We start from the raw sequence: 21012 nt of genomic DNA, 5'->3' as shown, positions 1-21012 counted from the left end.
ATTTAGGCAAAAATTTGAGCGACCGAACAACTAAAACCGGGCAACAAAGGGGAAGTTAGTTCATCATTGCTCAACAGTGTAGCAATGAGCCTTAAACTTGCTTGTTCCCTGCGATAAACTTCTATTTGCTGCAATTGCCAATTCACAACCCAGTATTCCTGCACTCGTCGCACCGAATAGAGTCTGAGTTTCACGTCTCGATCGCGTGTCTGATTGTCTGCACCGGGGGATAACACTTCAACAATTAACTCTGGTGCGGCGGTTAAATGTCCCGCTTCGTCTAGCAAGATAGCCAAGCGTTCGTTGCTAATCCAAACCACATCAGGAATAACACAATCTACATCTGTAAAAATCACCCCTGGACTAATTACTGATTCTCCTAATCCTGTTTTTTGTGACCAATTATTTAACTCTATGCAAATGTTACCACAAACTTCTTGATGATTCCAGTGTGCTGCCCAGGTCACAAATAACTCTCCATCAATAATTTCGTAACGATCGCCGTTATCGGGCAATAGTTCTAAATCGGCGGTAGTCCAGCGTACTTTATCAGATATTGTCTGGCTCATACAAGCACTCTTGATAGGTGATACAAACATTCTAAACGATCGAGCTTCTACACGAGCCACAGCTTGAAACAATCGGCCTACACTAACTTTCGCTTTTTGCAGGCGAAACTCAGAATATTGAAACCCGCGCCCAGGCGGGTTTCGTTTTTGTAGAGGCGATTTCGCGTCACCAAATTGTCCGATCGCCCAATTTAAAATTATTTAAAATTTCAAATCGCCCGATTACTTCAAAATAGTTTTAGAAGCAATCCGAGTTTTCTTGCGATCGGCTTCACTCAATTGTTCGCCAGACTGCAAGCGAGTAGCAGAGGTTTGCAGCACAGTAGCGGCACTTTTATCGCCCATTTGCAAAGCAGTTTTAGCGGCAGTTTGCAGCATGGTTGCCGCGCCGGCTCGATCGCCCTGTTGCAATCTAGTTTCTGCGAGTTGAGTTTGGCGGTATTTAGCCAAAGCTAAAATGTGCTGCTGCACCGTTGGGTTAAGTGCCGGCTGATAAACTTTCAGGACATTAGCCGAAAGTGCAACAGGATCGGAAAGCAAACCTTGACCGACACTCGGATCGTCGTAGCGAATTTGCAATTGCCCGATCGCCTGTGTACCTTCGGGCAACTGTCCAATATAAATATTAGCCAAAACTACTCGCTCTATATCCTTCATTAAATCTCCCAGGCGCACCATAAAACGGTCGCCCTCTTGCTGTACCGGTAATTCGATCGTATCCGGGGCAACTTGGGCGATCGGTTTGAGTTCGGCTAACCGCACTTTTGGCATTAGGGAAAATAGCAAATAAGCATTAGTCAAACCTACACCTTGGACGCGACTAAACAGTTTACCAAACTCGTCAACCGCATCTTCGGGACGCTGAATGTGTGCCAGAGCACCGCCGCCAGCGTCAGCAATCTTTTCCAAAATATCCTGATTCCAGTTATCGCCAAATCCCAGAGAATTTAAAGTCATGTTGTAGTCAGCAGCCAATTTAGCCAACTTCAAACAGCGGCTGTCGTCGCCGTGTTCATTTTCGCCGTCAGTCAGCAGAAATGCCTGAGATATAGCTTCTTTTTTGCCTTTGCCCAACTCTTCAATACCTAACTTAATGCCCTCATCAATTGCTGTGCCACCGGCCGATCGCAATTGCTCAATTTGCCGTTTAATACTGCTGGGATCTCCCACAATTTGATTGGGGACGAGGACTTTGGCTTTGTGGTCGAAAGCCACCGCACAAAAGCGATCCCCGGGCTTCAACCTGTCGAGCAACCGTCCGGCGGCTTGTTTGACGGTTTCCAAGGGGCGTCCGCCCATCGAACCGCTGTGGTCGAGAATCAGGCACAGGTTTAAGGGTACGCTGGAGTCGATCGAGCTTGCCGTCGCAGACACCGAAATCGCTAGCTGGCGCTGCGTTGAGGGCGCAGCAGCGTCTAGGTTAGGGTCGTTTAAAACCGGGAGCAAACTAACTTTCATGCGGGATACCTAAAGATTGCGTTAGTATTTCTTTAAGAATAGCTCCATCAGTTCAGGCAACATTTCGGTTATATGAACACACCAATTAAAGCTGTGCAATCGCCATACTACGGGGAAGGTAACTCTCGGACGCCACCTCCCGATTTGCCATCCCTGTTGCTGAAGGAGCGGATCGTTTATCTGGGGATGCCTCTGGTGCCTGCGGTAACAGAACTAATTATCGCTGAACTGTTGTTCTTGCAGTACGAAGACCCCGAGAAGCCGATCAAAATCTACATCAACTCGACCGGCACTTCTGGTTACAGTGGCGAACCCGTCGGCTTTGAAACAGAAGCCTTCGCTATCTGCGATACGATCAGGTACATTAAGCCGCCCGTACACACTATTTGCCTCGGTTCGGCAATGGGGATGTCTGCGATGCTGTTAGCGGCTGGTACAAAAGGCTTTCGGGCGAGTTTGCCGCACGCTTCGATTGTGTTGCACCAACCCAAGGCTTACACGCGGGGTCAAGCAAGCGACATTCAAATTCGGGCTAAGGAAGTGCTGGCAAATAAAGCGACGATGCTTGATATTTTTGCAAGCTGTACTGGTCAACCGATCGAAAAGATTACTAAAGATATGGATCGGTTGCTGTACATGACGCCTTATGAAGCGAAAGAATACGGTTTGATCGATCGCGTTCTTGAAAGTTCGGAAGAATTGCCGAAACCGCTGCCTGCAGGAGTCATCTAACTGGGAATCGGGAATCGGGAATCGGGAATCGGGAATCGGGAATCGGGAATGAGTAAGAATTAAGGGTTAATGCCTAGTAGTTCCTACCCTGATTAGTTACTAAATAGTCTTTTTATGACTAACAATGCCCGATGCCCAATGCCCAATGCCCAATGCCCAATGCCCAATGCCCAATTGCCCAATTGCCCGATGCCCAATTGCCCGATCACCAATTACCAACTAAACGGAGTTCCGAATTATGCCTATAGGTGTGCCAAAAGTTCCCTACAAAATGCCGGGTGGTTATGATACTCAGTGGATTAATATCTACGATCGCCTCTACCGGGAACGGATTATTTTCTTGGGCAGGGACGTTGACGATGAAATTGCCAATCAAATCATCGCTGTGATGCTCTATCTTGATTCGGAAGATTCAGGTAAGGATATTATTTTGTACATCAATTCCCCAGGCGGAATGGTGTCGGCAGGCATGGCTATTTTTGATACCATGCAGCACATTAAATCGGACGTGGTGACGATTTGTGTGGGCTTGGCTGCTTCGATGGGTTCTTTCCTGTTAGCTGCAGGTGCGAAGGGGAAACGGTTAGCTTTGCCTCACTCGCGAATCATGATTCACCAGCCTTCTGGGGGCACGCGAGGACAAGCAACGGATATTCAGATTGAGGCGAAAGAGATTCTGCGGCTGCGCCACGAACTCAATAATATCTACGCTAAAAATACTGGCAAGCCGATCGAGAAAATCGAGAAGGACATGGATCGCGACTATTTCATGTCCGCTGAGGAAGCCAAGGAATACGGCTTGATTGACAGAGTGATCGAAGAGCGTCCGTAAGTTGTTTTTTCGCTTCAGTAGTGCGGGCAACCCTCGCACTAAAACCTAGTTCGCAGTAAATTTTGGCAGAATCTTTACATTTAAGGATTCTGCCATATTTAATGGTACTATCACCGCTCATTCATGCTAGATGGATATTGCAGATTATTACCGACAGTTAGGATTAAGGTCTGGTGCGAGTTTATCGCAAGTTAAAGCCTCTTATCGGCAGTTAGCCAGACAGTATCACCCCGATGTGAATCCGGGAAACGAACAGGCTAAGAATAAGTTTATTGCTATTACTGAGGCTTATAAGTTCCTGGTGGAGGTTGCCCCCCACCAGGTTGCGGAGTCGAAAGTTGCCAATTCAACTGTGCCGCCTAGTTGGACAGCGCCGGATCAGGGGGTGAAAGCTCAACCGCAGGCAGTGAAAGTGACTCGAAAAGACCCGCCCGATCAATCTCATGCGGATTTGTCGGCTGCGGAACAAAAGTTAAAGCAAGATGCTTATGTTGAATTGCAGCAGTTGCTGAAATATCAGAGGTTCCCACGGGCGATCGCCTTGATTGAGGGTTTGGCCCAGCGGGTTCCCGAAGATTTGGAGGTGCGTCAGTGGCAGGCGATCGCCTATCAGCGCTGGGGACGGCATTTGATCGGAGAAAAGCAGGTTGATAAGGCGAGAATTTATTTGAAAAAAGCTGTGAAAACTGACCCTCACAACCGGGCTTTGTGGGCGGAAGTTGAGCGGGATTTTCGCAGGTTGGAAGAGATTTATTGAAGCGATGTTGCGTCCCCCTCTTTCAGGGGGTCTGCGTCGTGAATTTTTAATTTTTCTAAAATAAGTTGGGTATTTTCAGGCCGGTTTTCTGGTAGCGGTTCTATCAATTCGTCGATCGAGTCTAGGAGTAACGGGTCAATATCTACAGCCTGGTTCCTCCAATTAATTTTACCAGTTTTTTCATTAAGGGGAAAGTTAATCGGCTCTATGCCTGTTAATAAATGTACAAAAGTACGCCCTAGGGCAAAAAAGTCCGATCGCACGCCTGCTTTACCTAGAATTTGTTCCGGTGCGGCGTATCCAGCAGAACCTATGGGTGCGGTATCTATATCTGCTTCTGTGGCGGCGCCGAAGTCAATTAATCTCAATTTCCCATTGGGTTCAACCATCAGGTTGGATGGCTTAATATCCCGATGTACTACACGATAATTGTGGATTTCCTGCAAAATATGAAGCATTTGTTGCAGCCAATCAAGAGCAAGATTTTGAGGAACGTACTGTTTTTCAGTTAAGAATTCTGCCAAGTTGTCTCCGGTAATTTTTTCCATCACCAAACAAGACAATTTCTGGAAGTTATGGGGGAGTTTAATTGGGAAATAACCGTCAGGTTCGACTTGGGGAACTGAGCCCTTTCCAGCCAGCCAAATCAAAACTCGCGCTTCTTGCTTGAACAACCGAACTAAATCGGGATTGTGGGTGTGTTTCAAGACTTTTAAAATTTTGACAGTTCCCCATTCGTTTTCCCCGGTTCCCAAATCTTCAACTTCAAAGATGTCTGTGGGGCGTGCGGGATTGGGCGATCGCACTGATTTAAGGATACGATAGCGATCGCCAATTAACAAATCTGTGCCGCAAGCCTGACAATTTTGAGCAGCAGCAGGATTTTCGCGTTGTTCGCAGTGAGGATTGATGCAATAAATCATCTGTCTTGATACGTCCAGGACTGACGGATTTAACGAATTGAATCAATTATTAGCATAAAACCCAGCAGTTCTGACCTTACTACTGGGTTTATATTTACCGCCCATTTGGGCACACTATCACATTTAAGTCAAGGATTTAAGATTAATAGCATCGCGCTCTACCGATTGAGCTACCCCCCTGCGTTTGGTAGAGGGGGCTGGATATGAGCCAGCAACCTCGATGATGTTATTTTTTCCTGACATTCGTTTTTGCGATCGGCGGTGAATGCTGAGTTTAGAGTAATAGCTTGCTGTTGAATTTGTACGCAATGCTGCCTCTGCCAATTGGGCTACCCCCCTATTTTGGGCTTATTTTGGGTAGGAGGGACAGGAGTCGAACCTGCACTATCACATTTGTACGGTTTAAGTTGAAGTTTGAGTTTTAACTTGTACTCTGTTTATATCTTAAACCATAACTATCAAAAAAGCAAGCAATCAGCGAAAAATAAACTGAAAAATTCGCTCTCCCACTCTCTGTTCCTCAACTTCAGAATTGTTAGCTTCTTCGCGGGCGAACATAACAGCTTGCTGCAAGATTTCCACCCTTTGCAGCAACTCATTGATCCGCCGTGCTGGCAAAGCGCCAGAAAACTTGACAGTCCGCCAATAGCCGATCGTAATATCTTCGTAATAAACATCGACTTGAGCCGGATGGTGTTCGGTAGCTTCAGCTTTAACGTGATTGCGCGGAGTCTTAAAAGTCTTGAGAGTTTGCACCGGTTCTGTAGCCCAACAGTCTGCCGAAGCATCGAAGTTCCAAGTCTCGGAAGCATCTAAGACTGGAAGTTTTTTGATAAATGCTTGCAAGTCTGCTAACTGTTTTTCAATGAATAGCAAATAGCTGACGGGAACTTGGCTCAAAAGCACGTTTCCGTCTACAGTTACGTCCGCGCGGGCGCTACAATTTGTCCAATCTTTGGTTGCGGTTACGTCGAAGAGTTTGGTCAAAACTTCAGTCGTTTTGCGGATAATCTCTTCTGCTTTGACTTCAACTTTTTTGGACTCGGGCGGCAGTTGTTCGCCTTCTTCGTCTTTGGGACGGTAAGTGCGGGAGATTCCAGAAAGTACAGCGGGCTTCTGGAGAGCTTTTTGAGCTTCTGCCAGTTCTTGAACCGAGCGGCTTTTGATGCCTTTTTCGATCGCAATAATCTGATTTAAGCGTGCCATTGTTCGATTTTATTGACGCTGAACTCATATCAAGCCGGGTTAATACTGATAATCAAATTGTTTGTCCTGTGGCTTTTAGGGCTTTGATAACTCTCCCTCCTCAGTACAAACCTCACGATCGTTCTTTAACCAGACTTGTTCATTTTGTAGAATTGCATAATTCAATATAAATTACAAGCTTTTTTTTGTGCCAAGAGATCCCGCTGCTATCCGTGGTCAGCAATTTATATCTCAAAAAATCGGCAAAATCTCTAGCGTCGCTGCCAAAGTGTAGCAAATATAACTCTTTGTCAGCGCTCCAACTACCTCTTGAGATTGATGCGGGAATCCCTCTCAGGGCGCGTTGCCATATCGGGAAATATTTCTTAACATATAGATAACAAAGGGAATCCGAGGAGACACCAAAAATCCTTAAGCCCTTGGGGTGCCCCGGTTAATCAGACTTTTCGCAAACAAGGGCTAAATCAATGAACAAGCAGCAAAACTCCGAAGTTTCAGCATTTTTGCCCATGCTCCAAAAAGGCATTTGGCTGTTTGGGATTCTCTCTTGGATATTCGGGCTGACAGATAGAACTATTGCACTATTATCTGACGGATATTTGTCGGCGATCGATATTGTCCAGCTATTTACAGCATCCTTTTTCTTCATTAGCTGGCTGTTGTTAAGCCCGTTTTTGGGTCTTAATTCCCAAAGTCAGCCGAAGGAAGAAGCATCTTCCTAGTTTTTAATTGGTAATGTTAGTTTCTCGATCGCTATGAGTTTCTTCTGGGGCAAAGCGGGCCGGCCAAATGCGATCGCAAAAAAACAAAGTTCCCGCCGTCACGCACAGCGGAATCGCCAACAGATTCAACAGCGGAATGCTCACCAAGCCCAAACAAACCAAACCAAAACTCCCGCTGGCCGGCAAACTAGCCCAAATTATCTCCAACTTCTCCTGAAAAGGTCGCCTGCGCCTCTCCAAAGGTGCATCTAAAAAGTCCAAACAGACAATAGTCGCGCCCAAAGCTACGCCACCCAAACTGCTAAGAATAGAGCCGACTCCTGGAATGAAATTTAGCAGCAGCAGCGGTATACCGACGCTCACCAAAATTTGTAGTTTTCGCAGTTCAAAGGCGATCGCCCTTTGAATATCCCCAAAACTACTCGCCAAATTCATTGGTTCTTCTGCGGGCAATTGACCGTTCCGCAGGAGTTCCAATTGTTCGGAAAGTTTGCCGTACCAGGGCGAACCTAAAATCACGCCAAACTGCACTAACAAAAATCCAATTATCAGCAAAAGTCCTGACACTAGGAGTACGCGCAGCAGCCAGCCGAAAGCAACTGTTAACACGCCGAGAAAGCTCAGCCAAGCGGGAAAACTCGCAATTAGAGCATTAAATCGGACGGACAAATCGGCAACTAAAACATCTATCCCAGCCAAACTGGGAAATAGCAAGCTTAAATAAAGACCAATACCAATTATAAAATTTAGCACCACGGGAACTAATACATAAGTCCACAGCTTGGGAGTTTGCAAAATCAGCGTGAAAGCTCGCAAAGGATAGGTGAAACCTGCCAGGAGTCCAATTGGTGCGGTAATGGCGGCGTGGGCGGGGTTTGAATTGAGCTGTTTTGACATATTTTCTGCTTTTGAGGGCTTGACTCTATTTTCTATTATCCACTTTCCATTATTATTAATGATGAGGATTTATCGCAGGTTGCCCAAAAGTGAAGCTTTTTATTTACCATACCCCGGAACTTACGCCAGGCGACAAAATGCCGGCTTGCGCGATCGCAGTTGATGTGCTGCGGGCGACTACGACAATGGCAACGGCCCTGAATAATGGGGCGGAAGCTGTCCAAGTTTTCAGCGACTTAGATAAGCTAATGGTCGAGAGCGAAAAATGGCCTGCAGATAAGCGGATTCGCGCTGGAGAGCGCGGCGGCGGCAAAGTCGACGGATTTGACATGGGGAATTCCCCCCTCGACTGCACGCCAGAAAAGGTGACTGGGAAGCGAATTTTTATCAGCACAACTAACGGTACTCGGGCTCTGGAGAGAGTGCAAGCTGCTGCAACTGTGTTAACGGCGGCTTTGATTAACCGCAAATCTGTGGTGCAGTTTTTGTTAAATAAACAGCCGGAAACTATTTGGATTGTGGGTTCTGGTTGGGAAGGGAGTTATTCGTTGGAAGATACGGTTTGTGCTGGTGCGATTGCCCAAAGTCTCCTGGCAGAAAGCGGTATTCCTGCGAGCGATTTTGCTGGCAACGATGAAGTATTTGGGGCTATTGCTCTTTATTTGCACTGGCAAGATAGGTTGCACGAATTGTTGGAAAGGGCCAGCCACGGTCAGCGCCTCCTCGGTTTAGGTGTTATTGAAGATTTAAAATATTGCGCGCAAACGGATACTTTAGATGTGCTGCCTGTGCAGCGAGAACCGGGAGTGTTGGTTAAGTCTGATTTTAAAATTCCTCAAGCTAATTTCTGGGTTCCATCTTCGGAAAAAACGGCGAATTAAATTTTTCTGCCAGTGGTGTAAGCTGTCGCGCATTTAAATTGTATATTCAGGGCGGGCGGGACGCCCACCCCACAAGACTTTGATTTTTTTTGACATACAATTTCAAGGCCGCAACAGCTTATTAGTAAGGTGCGCGGCCCTGCACACATACTCGAACAACCACAATAAAATTGGTTTGCAGCATCGGAATGCAAGTCTTCATAAAAATCAGAGGACTTGCATTCCTCACTACAGACAACGGAAGTTAGTAGTTAGCCAACGAGATTTTTGTTTAAAAAGTAGAATTAAAGATATTTGGTAGGGACAAAACATTGTTTTGTCCCTAGTCGATTGCAGGCAATTGAGAATTGCTGCATTCACCGCCGAACCGCTGAATTAAACATTCGGCAATTCTGGCTGCTGCACCGGGTTCTCCCATGCGGCGCCAGCCATTTTCAGCGATTAGCTGCAACCTGTCGGGGTCGCGGAGCAAAGACTGCACGGCGCCGGCAACTTCGGCGGGATGTTTGACTAAAATTAATGACGGGCCTAACAGGCGACTTTGAGCTTCTGCAAAAGCGAAAGTAAATTGCGGGCCGTTTCCGGGAATGGCGATCGCGGGTTTTCCTAAACCTACAAATTGTTCTGTAGCCGTACCTGCCATTGCTATCGCTAAATCGGCTTCGTACAAACAATCGTTAAAACTTTGCTGAGTCAAAATCATCGTGGCGTTTCTCTGCACAAATGTCATGGGCAATAGTAAATTAGGAGATTCTTTCTGCATTTCTTGAGCGCTAGAAACAGGAGGTCGCAAAATACTTCCTTCTCGCCGCTGCGTTCTAATTTCGCCGTCTTGTCGCCAGCCGAAAAATTCTAAACTAGGTCGCAAAGCTTCTAAGTTTAACTGGGGAGAAATGGCTCCGAAAAATAACAATTTGCGATCGGCAAACAGCGATAAAATTCCGGCTACAGCCTCTACTATTAGCAGCCAATTAGCATAGGCTTCCGGCGCTCTAGAACCGGGGAGTAAAGTGATGATGAGCGATCGCTCGATTTCCCGGAACTCTGCGTCAGGGCCGTAAAAACCGGCGGGGTTTTCCGGTTCGAGTCCGTCCATCATCGGGTTTCCGAGATTGTAAGCGGGAATTCCCAGCTTTTGTAAAGTCTCGGCGGTGAGCGCGTCCCTGGCAAAAACGGCCCGGCAGCGCGATCGAGTCATCAACCAGCGCTCCCAAGGCAAATAAACCGATCGCGACCAATTCCACCCACCAAAGACCCTGGATTTGCGAGCCAGAGGCCCGTCCTCGTCCCGCAAATAATACTCGGACTTGGCAGTACCGACAAAGGCATAGGGCGCGCCACTGAGCCAAGCAAACAGCAGCGGTACAATATCCCCGCAGGCTAAAATAACGCCGTCTTGATTCCCAGACTGTTGTTGGGTCCGCACCCAAGCGCGGATGGCTTTAAACTGAGCGATTGTCAACTGCAGCAGGCCGCCTTTGACATCGCGCAAAAATTCCCTCCCGTCCATGTAAATAAAGCCGCCCGAAGGCATCCGCTGCACCGGGCCGATGATGCGGGCGTTTTCTAGTTGAGCGAAAGCTTGCCCTTCACCCACTAGCGGAAACACGGCTAATTCTGGCGGATGCGGGTGCTGTTGCAGTTCCTGCAAGATGCGAAGGGCGATCGCGTCTTCTCCGTGGCCGTTACTGAGGCAAAGTAATTTCAATCCCAACTCTCTCAAAAACTGTCTCTCATATTATCGGGCATTGGGCATCGGGCATGGGGTATGGGGCATTGGGCATGGGGCATTGGGCATGGGGCATTGGGCATACCTCACTTTTTTGAGAACTACTATATAGCGGAAAAAATGAAGTAAGTAGACCCGCACGAGTCCGGGACTTTTGGGTAAAATAGCAGATGAAACTCTATTTTATAGGTAAAATTGGATGGTACAAACCCTGCCAAAATCTTTGACACTCCAAGAGTTTCTGAAGTTGCCAGAAACCAAACCAGCCAGCGAGTACATTGACGGTGAAATCATTCAAAAACCGATGCCTCAAGGAGAACATAGTGTCATTCAAGGCGAGTTGACAAGCGCTGCTAATACTGCTCTTAAACCTCAAAAGGTGGCGCGAGCATTTCCAGAACTACGGTGCATTTTTGGCGGTCGAGCGATCGTTCCAGACGTGAGTGTATTCACTTGGGAGCGCATTCCCCGTAAAGAAAATGGTGGTGTGGCAAATGTGTTTGCGATCGCCCCGGATTGGACAATTGAAATCCTCTCCCCCGACCAAAGCCAAACTAAAGTTACTAAAAATATTTTACATTGTCTCAAGCACGGAACTCAAATGGGTTGGTTAATCGATCCAGAGGAGCGATCGGTTTTTGTATATCGGCCGACTCAATCAACGGAGGTATTTGACGAACCGGAACAGTTATTGCCCATGCCATCTTTTGCCAGGGAATTGCAACTGACAGTAGGAGAATTATTTGGTTGGCTATTAGAGTGATATCATGTCCTATCGAGCGATCGCACATGATATCACTACTGACTACTGACCACTGACTACTGACTACTGACCATCGATATATTGCTTTAAAGTATTCCGAATTTGTTTGAGCTGAAATCCCTTAGCAAGTTGGCGCAGCTTCGAGACAAACGGCATTAAATTAGGTTCTAAACTCTCCAGCTTAGCACTCTCATCAAAAATTTCTTCAATGTCGCCCATAGCTGCGAGTTTCAAAAGTTTTACTACCGACTCAGAAGCTGCAGGTAACAGAGAAGAATAAGCAGGAAAATCAGAGGCTGGTGACAAACTGGGATGTTTGCGCTTTTTGTTTTCCGAAGATTCCCCATAAATCCATTCTAGTCCCAAACGCACGCGCAACTGTTCCAAAAAGTGATTTGCTTCGATCGGTTTGGGAAGAAAAGCATCGTACCCTGCGAGGATGCTATCTTGCTGCGTAGCCTCGAAAACGCTAGCTGACATAGCGATTAACACAACATCTTTTACTTCCTGCAACTGCCGCAGTCTTCTTGCCGTTTCTAAGCCATCCATTACAGGCATCCGCAAGTCCATTAAAATGATATCTGGTTGAAATTCAACTGTTTTGCAGAGGCATTCTTGACCGTTTTGGGCCTCTGCAACCTCAAACCCCAAACGCAGCAGCAGCCTGCACAACAAATCGCGATCCAGTTGATTGTCATCCACGATTAGCACTTTCTGCTTGTTGCCGACAAAACCGACAAGCCAGCGTTTTTCCTGCAAAGGAGACACCTCTAAGTACCGTTTAGCTGCTGGCAATTCTAAATCTACCCAAAAAGTGCTGCCTTTTCCCAAAGTGCTGTGGACGCGAATTTCGGCACCCATTAGTTTCGCTAATTTCTGGCTAATCGAGAGTCCGAGACCTGTACCTTCAACAAACGTATTGCCTCCTACTTGGTGGAAAGGCAAAAATATTTCTTCTAACTTGCTTTGGTCTATTCCCGTGCCGGTATCCTCGACTTGAAAGCGGATTTTTAAAGCGTGTTTGGCTGCGATCGGATTGTGGGCGAAGCGCATATAGTTTTCTTTCAGTTCCGAACTCAAAGTCGAGAACTCATAATTTTCTTCTTGCCCTCGACTCCAGGCCCCTGTGCCGACATAGCCGACTTTGAAAGTCACACCGCCGGTGTTAGTAAATTTAACGGCATTGCTGAGTAAATTTATGAGAATTTGGCGCAATCTTTTTGGATCGACACGAACGCCGCTAGGCAGGGGAGAGACTTGTTCGTAATGGAATAAAATTTCTTTTTGAGACGCCCGCATCTGAAAGAGATCAGCAAGGTTTTTCGTAAAATTTAGAAAATTTAACTCTTCCGGGTAGAGTTCCATTTTTCTAGCTTCAATTTTGGAAAGATCTAAAACATCGTCGATTAACATCAGCAGGTGTTGACCACACTGTTGAATATTGCTCAGACTTTCTTGGTGATCAGAGCTTAAGTCTTTGTCGGTTTTGAGGATTTGAGTGTAACCTAAAACGCCGTTTAAAGGCGTGCGTAGTTCGTGGCTCATATTCGCAAGAAATTCGCTTTTGGCGCGGTTGGCGCTTTCAGCAGCTAATGCAGCTTGTTGGAGGGCAGATTCTGCAAGTTTGCGATCGACAATTTCCGTTTTTGCTTGTTGAAATAGCGTCGATTGCTGGATCGCGATCGCCAATTGCACGCACAATTGCCGGAGAGATTCTATTTCTGAGGAATCCCAGGAACGGGGGCCACTGCAATCGTGAGCGATCAGGAGTCCCCAGAGCTGATTTTCTGCCGTCGGTTGGACTTGGGAAATGCTTTCTCGTGCTTGTAAAATTGGCACTATTAAGTTAGCTTTAACTTCAAATTTTTCTAGGAATTTAATGTGACATTCACTCATATTTTCCGCGTAAATATCTTCTATAGCGCGAATATTTCCTTGCTGGTAAATATCAACAAATTTATCTCTAAAACACGTATCCAAATAGTCAAAATCTTGCAGCGAAACTATATCTTTGGCTACAGATTCGACAACTACAATACCGCTCCAGTCGGGATTAAAGCGGTAAATAACTGTGCGGTCTGTTTGCAAAAATTGCCGCACTTGTTCGACAGCAGTTGTCAGGACTTCTTCTAAGTTTAGGGAGGAGCGAATGCGATCGAGCATGGCAACTACCAGCCGTTCTCGCCTTAATTGCTGCTGCAGGGCGATCTCCGCTTGTTTGCGTTCGGTGATGTCGGTAATTACTCCCACTAACCCGATTAAATGACCAGTTTCATCTTTAATGGCGTCGGCGCGAAATAAAGTTGTTACCAGTTTGTTGTTTTTAGTGTTGATTTTGAGTTCGCCTTGCCAAGATTTGCCTTTACGGATCGTTTTAAACATTTCTAGCAGCACATTACTTTGGGGGTAAATTGCTGTTAATCCGCCTGCTGTGTTTAGTTCTTCTGCGGTGTAGCCGTACTGTTGAACAAAAGCTTGATTGTGGTAGAGCGATCGCCCTGTCAAGTCAGCAATGCCGATCGCATCGCTGGTGCTTTCCACCGCTTGAGTAACTCGCAGCAAATCTAATTCTGCTTGTTTGCGATCGCTAATATCAGTAATAGTGCCGATATAGCCTTTAATTTCCTGCTTGTCTCCGATTTCTGCAATTGCCTGACCGATCACCCAGATTACCCGACCGTCTGGACGCTGAAAGCGGTATTCTGATTTAAAAGGAATTTTCTCAAAAATTGCTAGATGCCATTCATTTTTTACTCGCTCGACATCATCGGGGTGTATGGCATTCATCCAGCCTATTTCTGCTGCTACTCCTGGGTTTAATCCCGTAATTTCGCTCCACCGTTTATTCACATAAAGGCAATTTCCCAAGGTATCGGTATGGAATATGCAAACTGGCGATGCTTCTGCTAAAGTTTGGTAGCGACGCTGGCTCGATCGCAGGGCTGATTCTACCTGTTTTCTATTAGTTATATCGCGGACTATAGAAATTATTTCGCCACCGACAAGCATGGTCAGCGACAATTCTTGAGGGAACTTAGTACCGTCACGGCGCTCACCGATAGCTTCTATATTGCAGTACCCATTTTGCAGGAGCATCGGCATTATTTGTAGTTCAAAAAATAAATTTTCTGCTTTGCTGTAGAGCATTTTCCATTGCTTCCCATACAGTTCGCTAGGGCTAGCCAAGCCGTACATTTTGAGATAAGCGTCGTTGGAATAAATACATTCTTTATTGTTATTAAAAATGGCGATGCCGTCATAAGCAGCGGCCATTGCTACTGATTGTCGCTGGAGTTGGGACTCTGCTTGTTTACGAGAGGTAATGTCGTGACCGACTGAGTAGATTAAACCTTCTTCGCTAAATGGCGATGCCGTCCACAGGAAGTATTTGTAAGAACCGTCTTTGCAGATGTAGCGGTTTTCAAAGGAGATACTGGACGTACCCGCAATTAGTTTGGCTCCTTCCGCTGCGGTAGCTTTTCGATCGTCTGGATGAACAAATTCGATCATTGGCTTGGCAAACAATTCACTAATACTGTAGCCTAAAGCTGTTGACCAAGCTGGGTTTAAACGTTTAAAATGACCGTCAAAACCTACAATACAAAGCAAGTCTAAGGATATGGTAAAAAAACGATCGCGCTCTGTTTGTGCCTGCTTTAATTCAGTGATATCCATCACTAAACCGTCCCAGAGAATATCGCCTGCGCTGCCAGATTTGCTCTCATTAGTGAGCCTTTCTGGTCTCGCAGCTCCTTGCAGCCACTTAACTTTTCCAGATGGTAAAGTCTGCCGCCACTGCTGCTGCCAAGGTTCCAGCGTAGTTGCTGAAATTGCGATCGATGCTTTTAAATCTAAGAGGTCGTCTGGGTGAATTCCGCTGGAAATCAGTTCCGCATTTTGCTCTATTGCTTCTGCCTCTAATTCGTAGAGTTGCCGGCTGCCTGAAGAGATGTAGGGGAAAGACATCTTTCCAGTGGCGGACATTCGTAATTGATAAATTATTCCCGGCAGATTAGCTACCAATTTTTGAAAGCGAGCTTCGCTTTGTTCCAGGGCTTTTTGTTGCTGCCTATATGCGGTAAAATCTCTAATTGTACCCACTATTACTTTACTACCATCTGCTATTTGGAAGACGCTTTTTTTTGTAGAAATTATGTGTTCTTTCCCTGCCGAATCTGTAAATTTTTCTTCGGTTTCCAAGCAGATACCAGTTGTCAATACTTCTTCATCTTTTGTCCAAAAAACAGCAGCTTCTGATTGGGGAAAAAAGTCATAATCTGATTTGCCGATCAGTTCTTGCCGGGATTGACCGACCAACTGACAAAAAGCATCATTTAATATCATCCAGCGGTGTTGCTCGTCTTTGACGAAAATTGGGTCTGGCGTAGCATTTATGGTGTGGTTTAAAAATTCTTCTGACGCTTTCAGTTTGGCTTCGTAGCGGTAACGATCGCTCACGTCCAACACTACTTCGATTATCCGGTCGATAGACCCGTCCAGGCGACGGATGCAGCGCCGGGAAACTCGCGTGTGAACTATTCCGCCGTTTTTTCTGAGCCACCTTTTGTCTAAAATGTAACCGTCGAGCCTACCTGCTAACATCTGAGAAAAATTTTCACAATTAGCCTCCAAATCTTCTGGATGAGTCAACTCTAGCCAATTCTTTTGCACGAGTTCGTAGCGCTCATAGCCCAGCAAATTGCACAGGGCATCGTTAACTTCTATCCAGTGGCAATTTAGAGGAATTTCGCTGTCAATAATTGGAGCGATGATGGCAATGCCGATCAGGGAATTTTCCACCACCGAGCGATATTTTTCTTCACTTTTTCGCAAAGCATCTTGACTGTTCTGGCGTTCTATGGCGTAACGGAGCGATCGAATTAACAGTTCGCTGTCAATTTTTCTTTTTACCAAATAATCCTGTACGCCGACCGCAATCAACCGCAGGGCAAGTTCTTCGTCGTTTTGGGCGGTCAGAACTACGATCGGCACATTTACCCCGTACTCTTGTACCCGAGCTACCGTCTCGATTCCCAGACTATCTGGCAATGAAAGGTCTAATAAAATTATGTCAAAAGTTTCTTGATTCAATCGCTGCTGCGCTTCGCTGAGACGCTCTACTTTCGTCAGCACTATACGCTGCGAGCCACCTATTTCTGACAGCAAATCTTCAATCAGCTCAGCTTCATGAGGGTTGTCTTCTACTAACAGAACTTTAAAGCAGATAGGAGGCAAAGCTAAGTTAAAAACTGCTTTCATAATATTTATTAATCCAGAAAATGTTAAACCAACTTGAATTCTACCTTTTATTTTCAGGGCAGTCATTCAATTGCACGTACACATACATTGACCGTCAGATTAGGGAGGGTAAGCAAGCGCTACAAAAATTTTGTTTAATAATTAAAATTATATCACGCACCAACTAGACTGTCAACGCAAAATAATTTTTATTATAACTGGGCATTTATACCAATTAAAAAAATGCAACTATAGCCCATATCCCCACCCCGATAGTCCCATTTTTTCCCAATTGTTTACTGCTTTCATCGGCTATATTCAATAGTATTACCTTCTAAATTATATCTTCTAGGTTAGGATTTAGAATATAGAAAGTAATTAATTTTACCTCCCTTATAGCTTATAGCTGTGGCCGAAGTTATGTCTCAATTAAGCGAGAGTAAAGTAAAATGTTGAACCTTGGTCTGGTTCCGATTTTACCCAGATACATCCGCCGTGAAGTTCCACAATTTTTTGACAAATTGCTAAACCAATACCTGTCCCAGAATATTCTCTTTGAGTGTGCAATCGCTGGAAAATTTGAAAGATACGTTTTTCATGCTGGGGAGCAATCCCAATTCCATTATCGGAGACATAAATTAACCAGTTTTCCTCCTGTTTACAAGCGGCAATATGAACCACAGGCGGTGCATCGTGGCGATATTTAATCGCATTGCTGACTAAATTTTGAAATAGCTGTACGAGTTGAGAACTATCCCCCATTACCGTTGGTAATTCGCTGTAGGTGACAACGGCTTTATTCTCGCGGATTGCCCCTTGCAGGTTCGCGAGTGCTTGCTCGACTGCATGATTGCAATCTGTCATTTCAAAAGGTTTCCGACTCCGGCCAACGCGCGAATATTCGAGTAAATCGTCAATTAAAGTTTGCATTCGGGTGCAGCCCTGAACGATATTGCCGATAAACTTACTACCTTGGCTGTCGAGTTGGTCTTTGTAGCGTTTTTCTAAAAGTTGAGCGTAACTAGCAATGGTTGCTAAAGGCGCTTGCAAGTCATGAGAAGCCACATAAGCAAATTGTTCTAGTTCTGCATTTGAACGCGCCAATTCTTGGTTAGATTTTAATAAAGCAGATTCGGCGCGCTGGCGGTGGGATATCTCTTGTTGGAGTACCAAATTTTGCTCTTGCAGAGCTTTTTCAACAGCACGACGGGTGCTGATTTCTTGTTGCAAGATTTGGTTTTTTTCCTGAAGAGTTTTTTCCACTGCTAAGCGGCTCGTGATTTCTTCTTGCAGCAGCATATTTTGTTCTTTTAGCTGCTTTTGTAAATTCCGCAGGCTAAGGTGACTTTCGATGCGGGCGAGCACTTCTTCAAACTGAAATGGCTTGCTGATATAGTCAACAGCTCCCACAGCAAATGCGTTTACTTTGTCGAAAACTTCATCTTTAGCGCTGATAAAAATTACCGGAATTTCGCGAGTTTTAGGCTCTACTTTTAAGTGCTGACAAACTTCATAACCGTTCATTTCCGGCATCATTATGTCGAGCAAAATCAAATCTGGTGGATTAGAATTGCAGGCTCTCAAAGCCATTTTTCCGTTAATCACGCAGCGGGGGGTGTATCCCCTCTGAGTCAACATCGTAGACAACAGACGCAGGTTTTCTGCTGTATCGTCTACTACTAAAATGTTTCCTAACGGCGTCCCTGGTTGCTGATTGTTCATTGATTATTTCCCAGTTCCTGTTTTATTCACAAAAGATGTTGGCAGCTATTTTATTTAGGACTTACGAAAAACACCCGGTTTCTAGTAGGAATATTGGGGAAATAAAACGAGGAATCCGCTCATAAACCGGGTGTTTAGCCGTTTGTGCACAAGCAAGTCCTCTTATTATTCGTTTAGCAATCCTCAAATCCCCAGCAGCAGAGTCAGAGCATTATTGCTCCAAGTCAATCCTTTGTCTAAAACTTTAAATCCCGCGACTTCGCACATAGCTTCTAAAGCAGTAGCTGTAGGCAGCCACCAGCACGCCGCAAAATTGTTCATGTCAAAAACTGCTTTCTCAGTTATCCCTATAAGTGGGTTGTTGTTGATGTATAGCTGCCAATAAGCTGTTAAAATAGCTCGTTCGGCGTCGTCCAAAGCGGGAATAAACATTACTCCAGAAGGGGGAAGTTCATAGCGTCCTAACTCATTCTCTATAACTTCTTGGGTAATAGCTGAAGTGAAAACTAAATGCTCGCGAGTTATCTGACGCAAGGCAACTAAAATCTGCAACGGATGGGGGTGATGGTACAAAACTCCTGCACAGTGAACTACATCGTAAGGTTCGCCAATGTCTGCAAGTTGAATCTGAGTGATATCTTGATTGATACAGTGATAATTAGCAATATTTAAACTGGTCATCCGATCGTGAAAATCTTGCCACCAGTTGAGGGATGCCGGCATGGCATCAATCATTGTCAGAGAAACTGCACCGTATTTGCTAGCTACGGATACTTTTTCGCTGACAGTTCCCCACAAGCCACCGACTTCTGCAAAAGTCTTGCCTTTGACTACTCGGGCAATGTAGCGATCTCGAATATCCTTAGCCTCTAACTCTAATAATAGAGTACATTCCCCTGTTTGACGCTGTTTTTCTAAAATCTCCTCTAATTTTGGGGATATTTCTGGATCTTTTGGTCTAATTTCTAATGCCATCAAGTACAACATTATGGCTTCGTTAAGCCGATCACTCTCGGCAAACTTTTGAGCGATTTCGCAGTAAAATTCAGGAGCGTGTGGCGGCTGCATTTCGTGGTGATAGTAGCTAGTTGCTACATCTGAATCTACCAGAGTTCTTTTAATTAGAGCCGCACCTAATTTTATGTAAATTCCCGGTAGAGACGGCTCGATTTGAATCGCACAAAGGTAGGCGGAAACAGCATCGTTCCATGCGTGACTTTCACTAAAAGCATCGCCTAAATTGTAATAAGACCAAGAAATAGTGGGATTAAGTTCTATAGCACGTTGGTAAGCGGTAGCTGCGGCTTTCCACTGTTGGGTTTTTAACAGCACTTCTCCTAAATTGTGGTAAGTCCAAGAGAATTCTGGATCGAGTGCGATCGCCCGCCGATAAGCGAGTGCTGCGTCTGCAAACTTTTGAAGTTTAACTAAAGTCAAAGCTAAGTTATAATGAGACCAAAATAAATCTGCATTTAGTGCGATCGCCCGTTCGTATGCAGCCTCAGCTTCTGACCACTTTTCTAGCTTAAAAAGTGCATCTCCTAACTTGTGAAAAGCTGCGAAAAAATTTGGGTCTACTTCAGTAGCGTGCTGGTAAGCTGCGGCGGATTCAGACCATTCTTCTAATCGATCGCAAGCTGCACCGATGCTGTAGTAAGACCAAGAAAAACCCGGGTTAATTTCAACAGCCGTGCGGTAGGCTATCGCAGCTTCTTCCCATTTTTCTAAATTGAGCAGCACGCTGCCTAAGTTGTAGTATGACAAAAAAGAATTGGGATTTAAATCAATACTTTTTCGGTAGGCAGCCTCCGCTTCGCGCCAGAGTTCCTTAGCTTGCAAAACATTGCCTAATTTGTAATGAAACTCCGAAATCTCCGGCTGGAGTTGAATAGCTTTGCGGTAGTTAACGATAGCTTCGTCCCACTGCTTTAGCTCGCTAGCCGCTTCGGCTATTTTGCAATAAGCTTCGCAAAAGCTGGGGTTTAAATAAATCGTGCGGTGGTAACAAGTCAGCGCTTTATCTGGCTTATTTTGGGCAAGCAAAGTATTACCTAAATCGAGATATTCTTCTGCTATTTCTATCGGTTCCACGATTAGTGCTTGATACCAACAGTCTGCTGCTTCTTCAGCTTGACCGACTTGGGTAAATATCCGGCTCAAATTACGGTAAAATCCTGCAAAGTTTGGTTGCAGGGAGATGGCTTTTTGGTAACAGGCGATCGCCTCTTGCCACTGTTCCAAAGTAGCGGAGAGAGTGCCGAGGTTAGCAAAAGCTTCGGCAAAATCGGGTTGATGGGCGATCGCAACTTTATACCAATACCTTGCGTCTTCTAGTTTACCCTGAGCTTGCAGCGCTTTCCCCAAGGTCTTGCAAGTCTCTGCAGAGTGGGGTTCAGATGCCAAAACTTGTTGGCAAAGTGCGATCGCCCGATCGAAGTTGCCTGTAGCTAAATAAAGTTCTGCCTGTTGCTGAAAATTCACCTGCGCCGTTTCCGAATTCATTTTTTATTTTCCTTTTGAGTTATCATTCCATGTAAAATTATATGCTACACTTTGCCAAAGTTCAAGTTTTTGTAAGTAGAG

16 protein-coding genes are annotated in these 21012 nt (G+C 45.4%); 6 read left to right on the top strand and 10 right to left on the bottom strand.

Translation table 11 applies throughout. The features are described 5' to 3' along the window. Window positions 1-2 precede the first annotated feature (2 nt). The gene (locus QUA24_RS04870; RefSeq protein WP_333227665.1) at window positions 3-569 is read right to left on the bottom strand and encodes a Uma2 family endonuclease; all 567 of its coding nucleotides are present in this window, start codon (window positions 567-569) and stop codon (window positions 3-5) included. 222 nt (window positions 570-791) lie between these two features. Beyond that, window positions 792-2027 (bottom strand): VWA domain-containing protein, encoded by a 1236-nt coding sequence (locus tag QUA24_RS04865; RefSeq protein ID WP_333227663.1) that lies wholly within the window; start codon window positions 2025-2027, stop codon window positions 792-794. A gap of 72 nt (window positions 2028-2099) precedes the next feature. Here QUA24_RS04865 and QUA24_RS04860 point away from each other — a divergent pair, with 72 nt between their 5' ends. The 3 genes from QUA24_RS04860 to QUA24_RS04850 all read left to right on the top strand — a co-directional run bounded on the left by QUA24_RS04860 (window position 2100) and on the right by QUA24_RS04850 (window position 4348). Beyond that, complete coding sequence (locus QUA24_RS04860) at window positions 2100-2759, top strand: ATP-dependent Clp protease proteolytic subunit (protein ID WP_333191593.1); 660 nt, start codon at window positions 2100-2102, stop codon at window positions 2757-2759. A 238-nt stretch (window positions 2760-2997) separates the two neighbouring features. Then, window positions 2998-3591, top strand: coding sequence for an ATP-dependent Clp protease proteolytic subunit (locus QUA24_RS04855; RefSeq protein WP_190741966.1), 594 nt, complete (start codon window positions 2998-3000; stop codon window positions 3589-3591). Between the two features lie 130 nt (window positions 3592-3721). Next, complete coding sequence (locus tag QUA24_RS04850; protein ID WP_333227661.1) at window positions 3722-4348, top strand: J domain-containing protein; 627 nt, start codon at window positions 3722-3724, stop codon at window positions 4346-4348. On the opposite strand, the gene QUA24_RS04845 is transcribed toward QUA24_RS04850, so the two are convergent. The 3 genes from QUA24_RS04845 to QUA24_RS04835 all read right to left on the bottom strand — a co-directional run bounded on the left by QUA24_RS04845 (window position 4342) and on the right by QUA24_RS04835 (window position 6477). Beyond that, window positions 4342-5271, bottom strand: coding sequence for a serine/threonine-protein kinase (locus QUA24_RS04845; protein WP_333227659.1), 930 nt, complete (start codon window positions 5269-5271; stop codon window positions 4342-4344). The two genes, QUA24_RS04850 and QUA24_RS04845, sit on opposite strands and share 7 nt — an antisense overlap. Window positions 5272-5394: 123 nt before the next feature. Next, window positions 5395-5595, bottom strand: coding sequence for a hypothetical protein (locus QUA24_RS04840; RefSeq protein WP_333227657.1), 201 nt, complete (start codon window positions 5593-5595; stop codon window positions 5395-5397). Between the two features lie 150 nt (window positions 5596-5745). Beyond that, complete coding sequence (locus QUA24_RS04835) at window positions 5746-6477, bottom strand: DUF7873 family protein (protein WP_190732936.1); 732 nt, start codon at window positions 6475-6477, stop codon at window positions 5746-5748. 467 nt (window positions 6478-6944) lie between these two features. On the opposite strand from QUA24_RS04835, the gene QUA24_RS04830 reads away from it, so the two are divergent. Beyond that, entirely contained in the window at window positions 6945-7199 is a 255-nt protein-coding gene (locus QUA24_RS04830) for a hypothetical protein (RefSeq protein WP_333227655.1), read from the top strand. A gap of 3 nt (window positions 7200-7202) precedes the next feature. On the opposite strand, the gene QUA24_RS04825 is transcribed toward QUA24_RS04830, so the two are convergent. Further along, window positions 7203-8096, bottom strand: a complete 894-nt coding sequence (locus tag QUA24_RS04825) for an EI24 domain-containing protein (protein WP_333227653.1) — start codon at window positions 8094-8096, stop codon at window positions 7203-7205. 89 nt (window positions 8097-8185) lie between these two features. On the opposite strand from QUA24_RS04825, the gene QUA24_RS04820 reads away from it, so the two are divergent. Beyond that, window positions 8186-8977 carry a 2-phosphosulfolactate phosphatase family protein gene (locus QUA24_RS04820; RefSeq protein ID WP_333227651.1) on the top strand — a complete coding sequence of 264 codons (792 nt, stop codon included), beginning with the start codon at window positions 8186-8188 and terminating at the stop codon, window positions 8975-8977. 322 nt (window positions 8978-9299) lie between these two features. Here the strand turns inward: QUA24_RS04820 and QUA24_RS04815 are convergent, their stop codons facing one another. Continuing rightward, entirely contained in the window at window positions 9300-10685 is a 1386-nt protein-coding gene (locus tag QUA24_RS04815) for a lipid-A-disaccharide synthase-related protein (protein ID WP_333227649.1), read from the bottom strand. Between the two features lie 220 nt (window positions 10686-10905). Here QUA24_RS04815 and QUA24_RS04810 point away from each other — a divergent pair, with 220 nt between their 5' ends. Continuing rightward, window positions 10906-11469 (top strand): Uma2 family endonuclease, encoded by a 564-nt coding sequence (locus QUA24_RS04810; RefSeq protein WP_333227647.1) that lies wholly within the window; start codon window positions 10906-10908, stop codon window positions 11467-11469. Window positions 11470-11532: 63 nt separating this feature from the next. Here the strand turns inward: QUA24_RS04810 and QUA24_RS04805 are convergent, their stop codons facing one another. From QUA24_RS04805 to QUA24_RS04795, 3 genes are all read right to left on the bottom strand, one after another. After that, on the bottom strand, window positions 11533-16794 hold the full coding sequence (locus QUA24_RS04805) for a PAS domain S-box protein (protein WP_333227645.1): 5262 nt from the start codon (window positions 16792-16794) through the stop codon (window positions 11533-11535). 342 nt (window positions 16795-17136) lie between these two features. Then, window positions 17137-18429, bottom strand: coding sequence for an ATP-binding protein (locus QUA24_RS04800; RefSeq protein WP_333227643.1), 1293 nt, complete (start codon window positions 18427-18429; stop codon window positions 17137-17139). A gap of 183 nt (window positions 18430-18612) precedes the next feature. After that, on the bottom strand, window positions 18613-20931 hold the full coding sequence (locus QUA24_RS04795) for a tetratricopeptide repeat protein (protein ID WP_333227641.1): 2319 nt from the start codon (window positions 20929-20931) through the stop codon (window positions 18613-18615). Between the last annotated feature and the right edge of the window lie 81 nt (window positions 20932-21012).

Origin of the sequence: Microcoleus sp. Pol12B5 (assembly GCF_036701335.1) — a bacterium.
GTDB lineage: Bacteria > Cyanobacteriota > Cyanobacteriia > Cyanobacteriales > Microcoleaceae > Microcoleus.
Note: the sequence above shows the minus strand (reverse complement) of the source record. Positions and strands in the feature narration are given on the sequence as shown.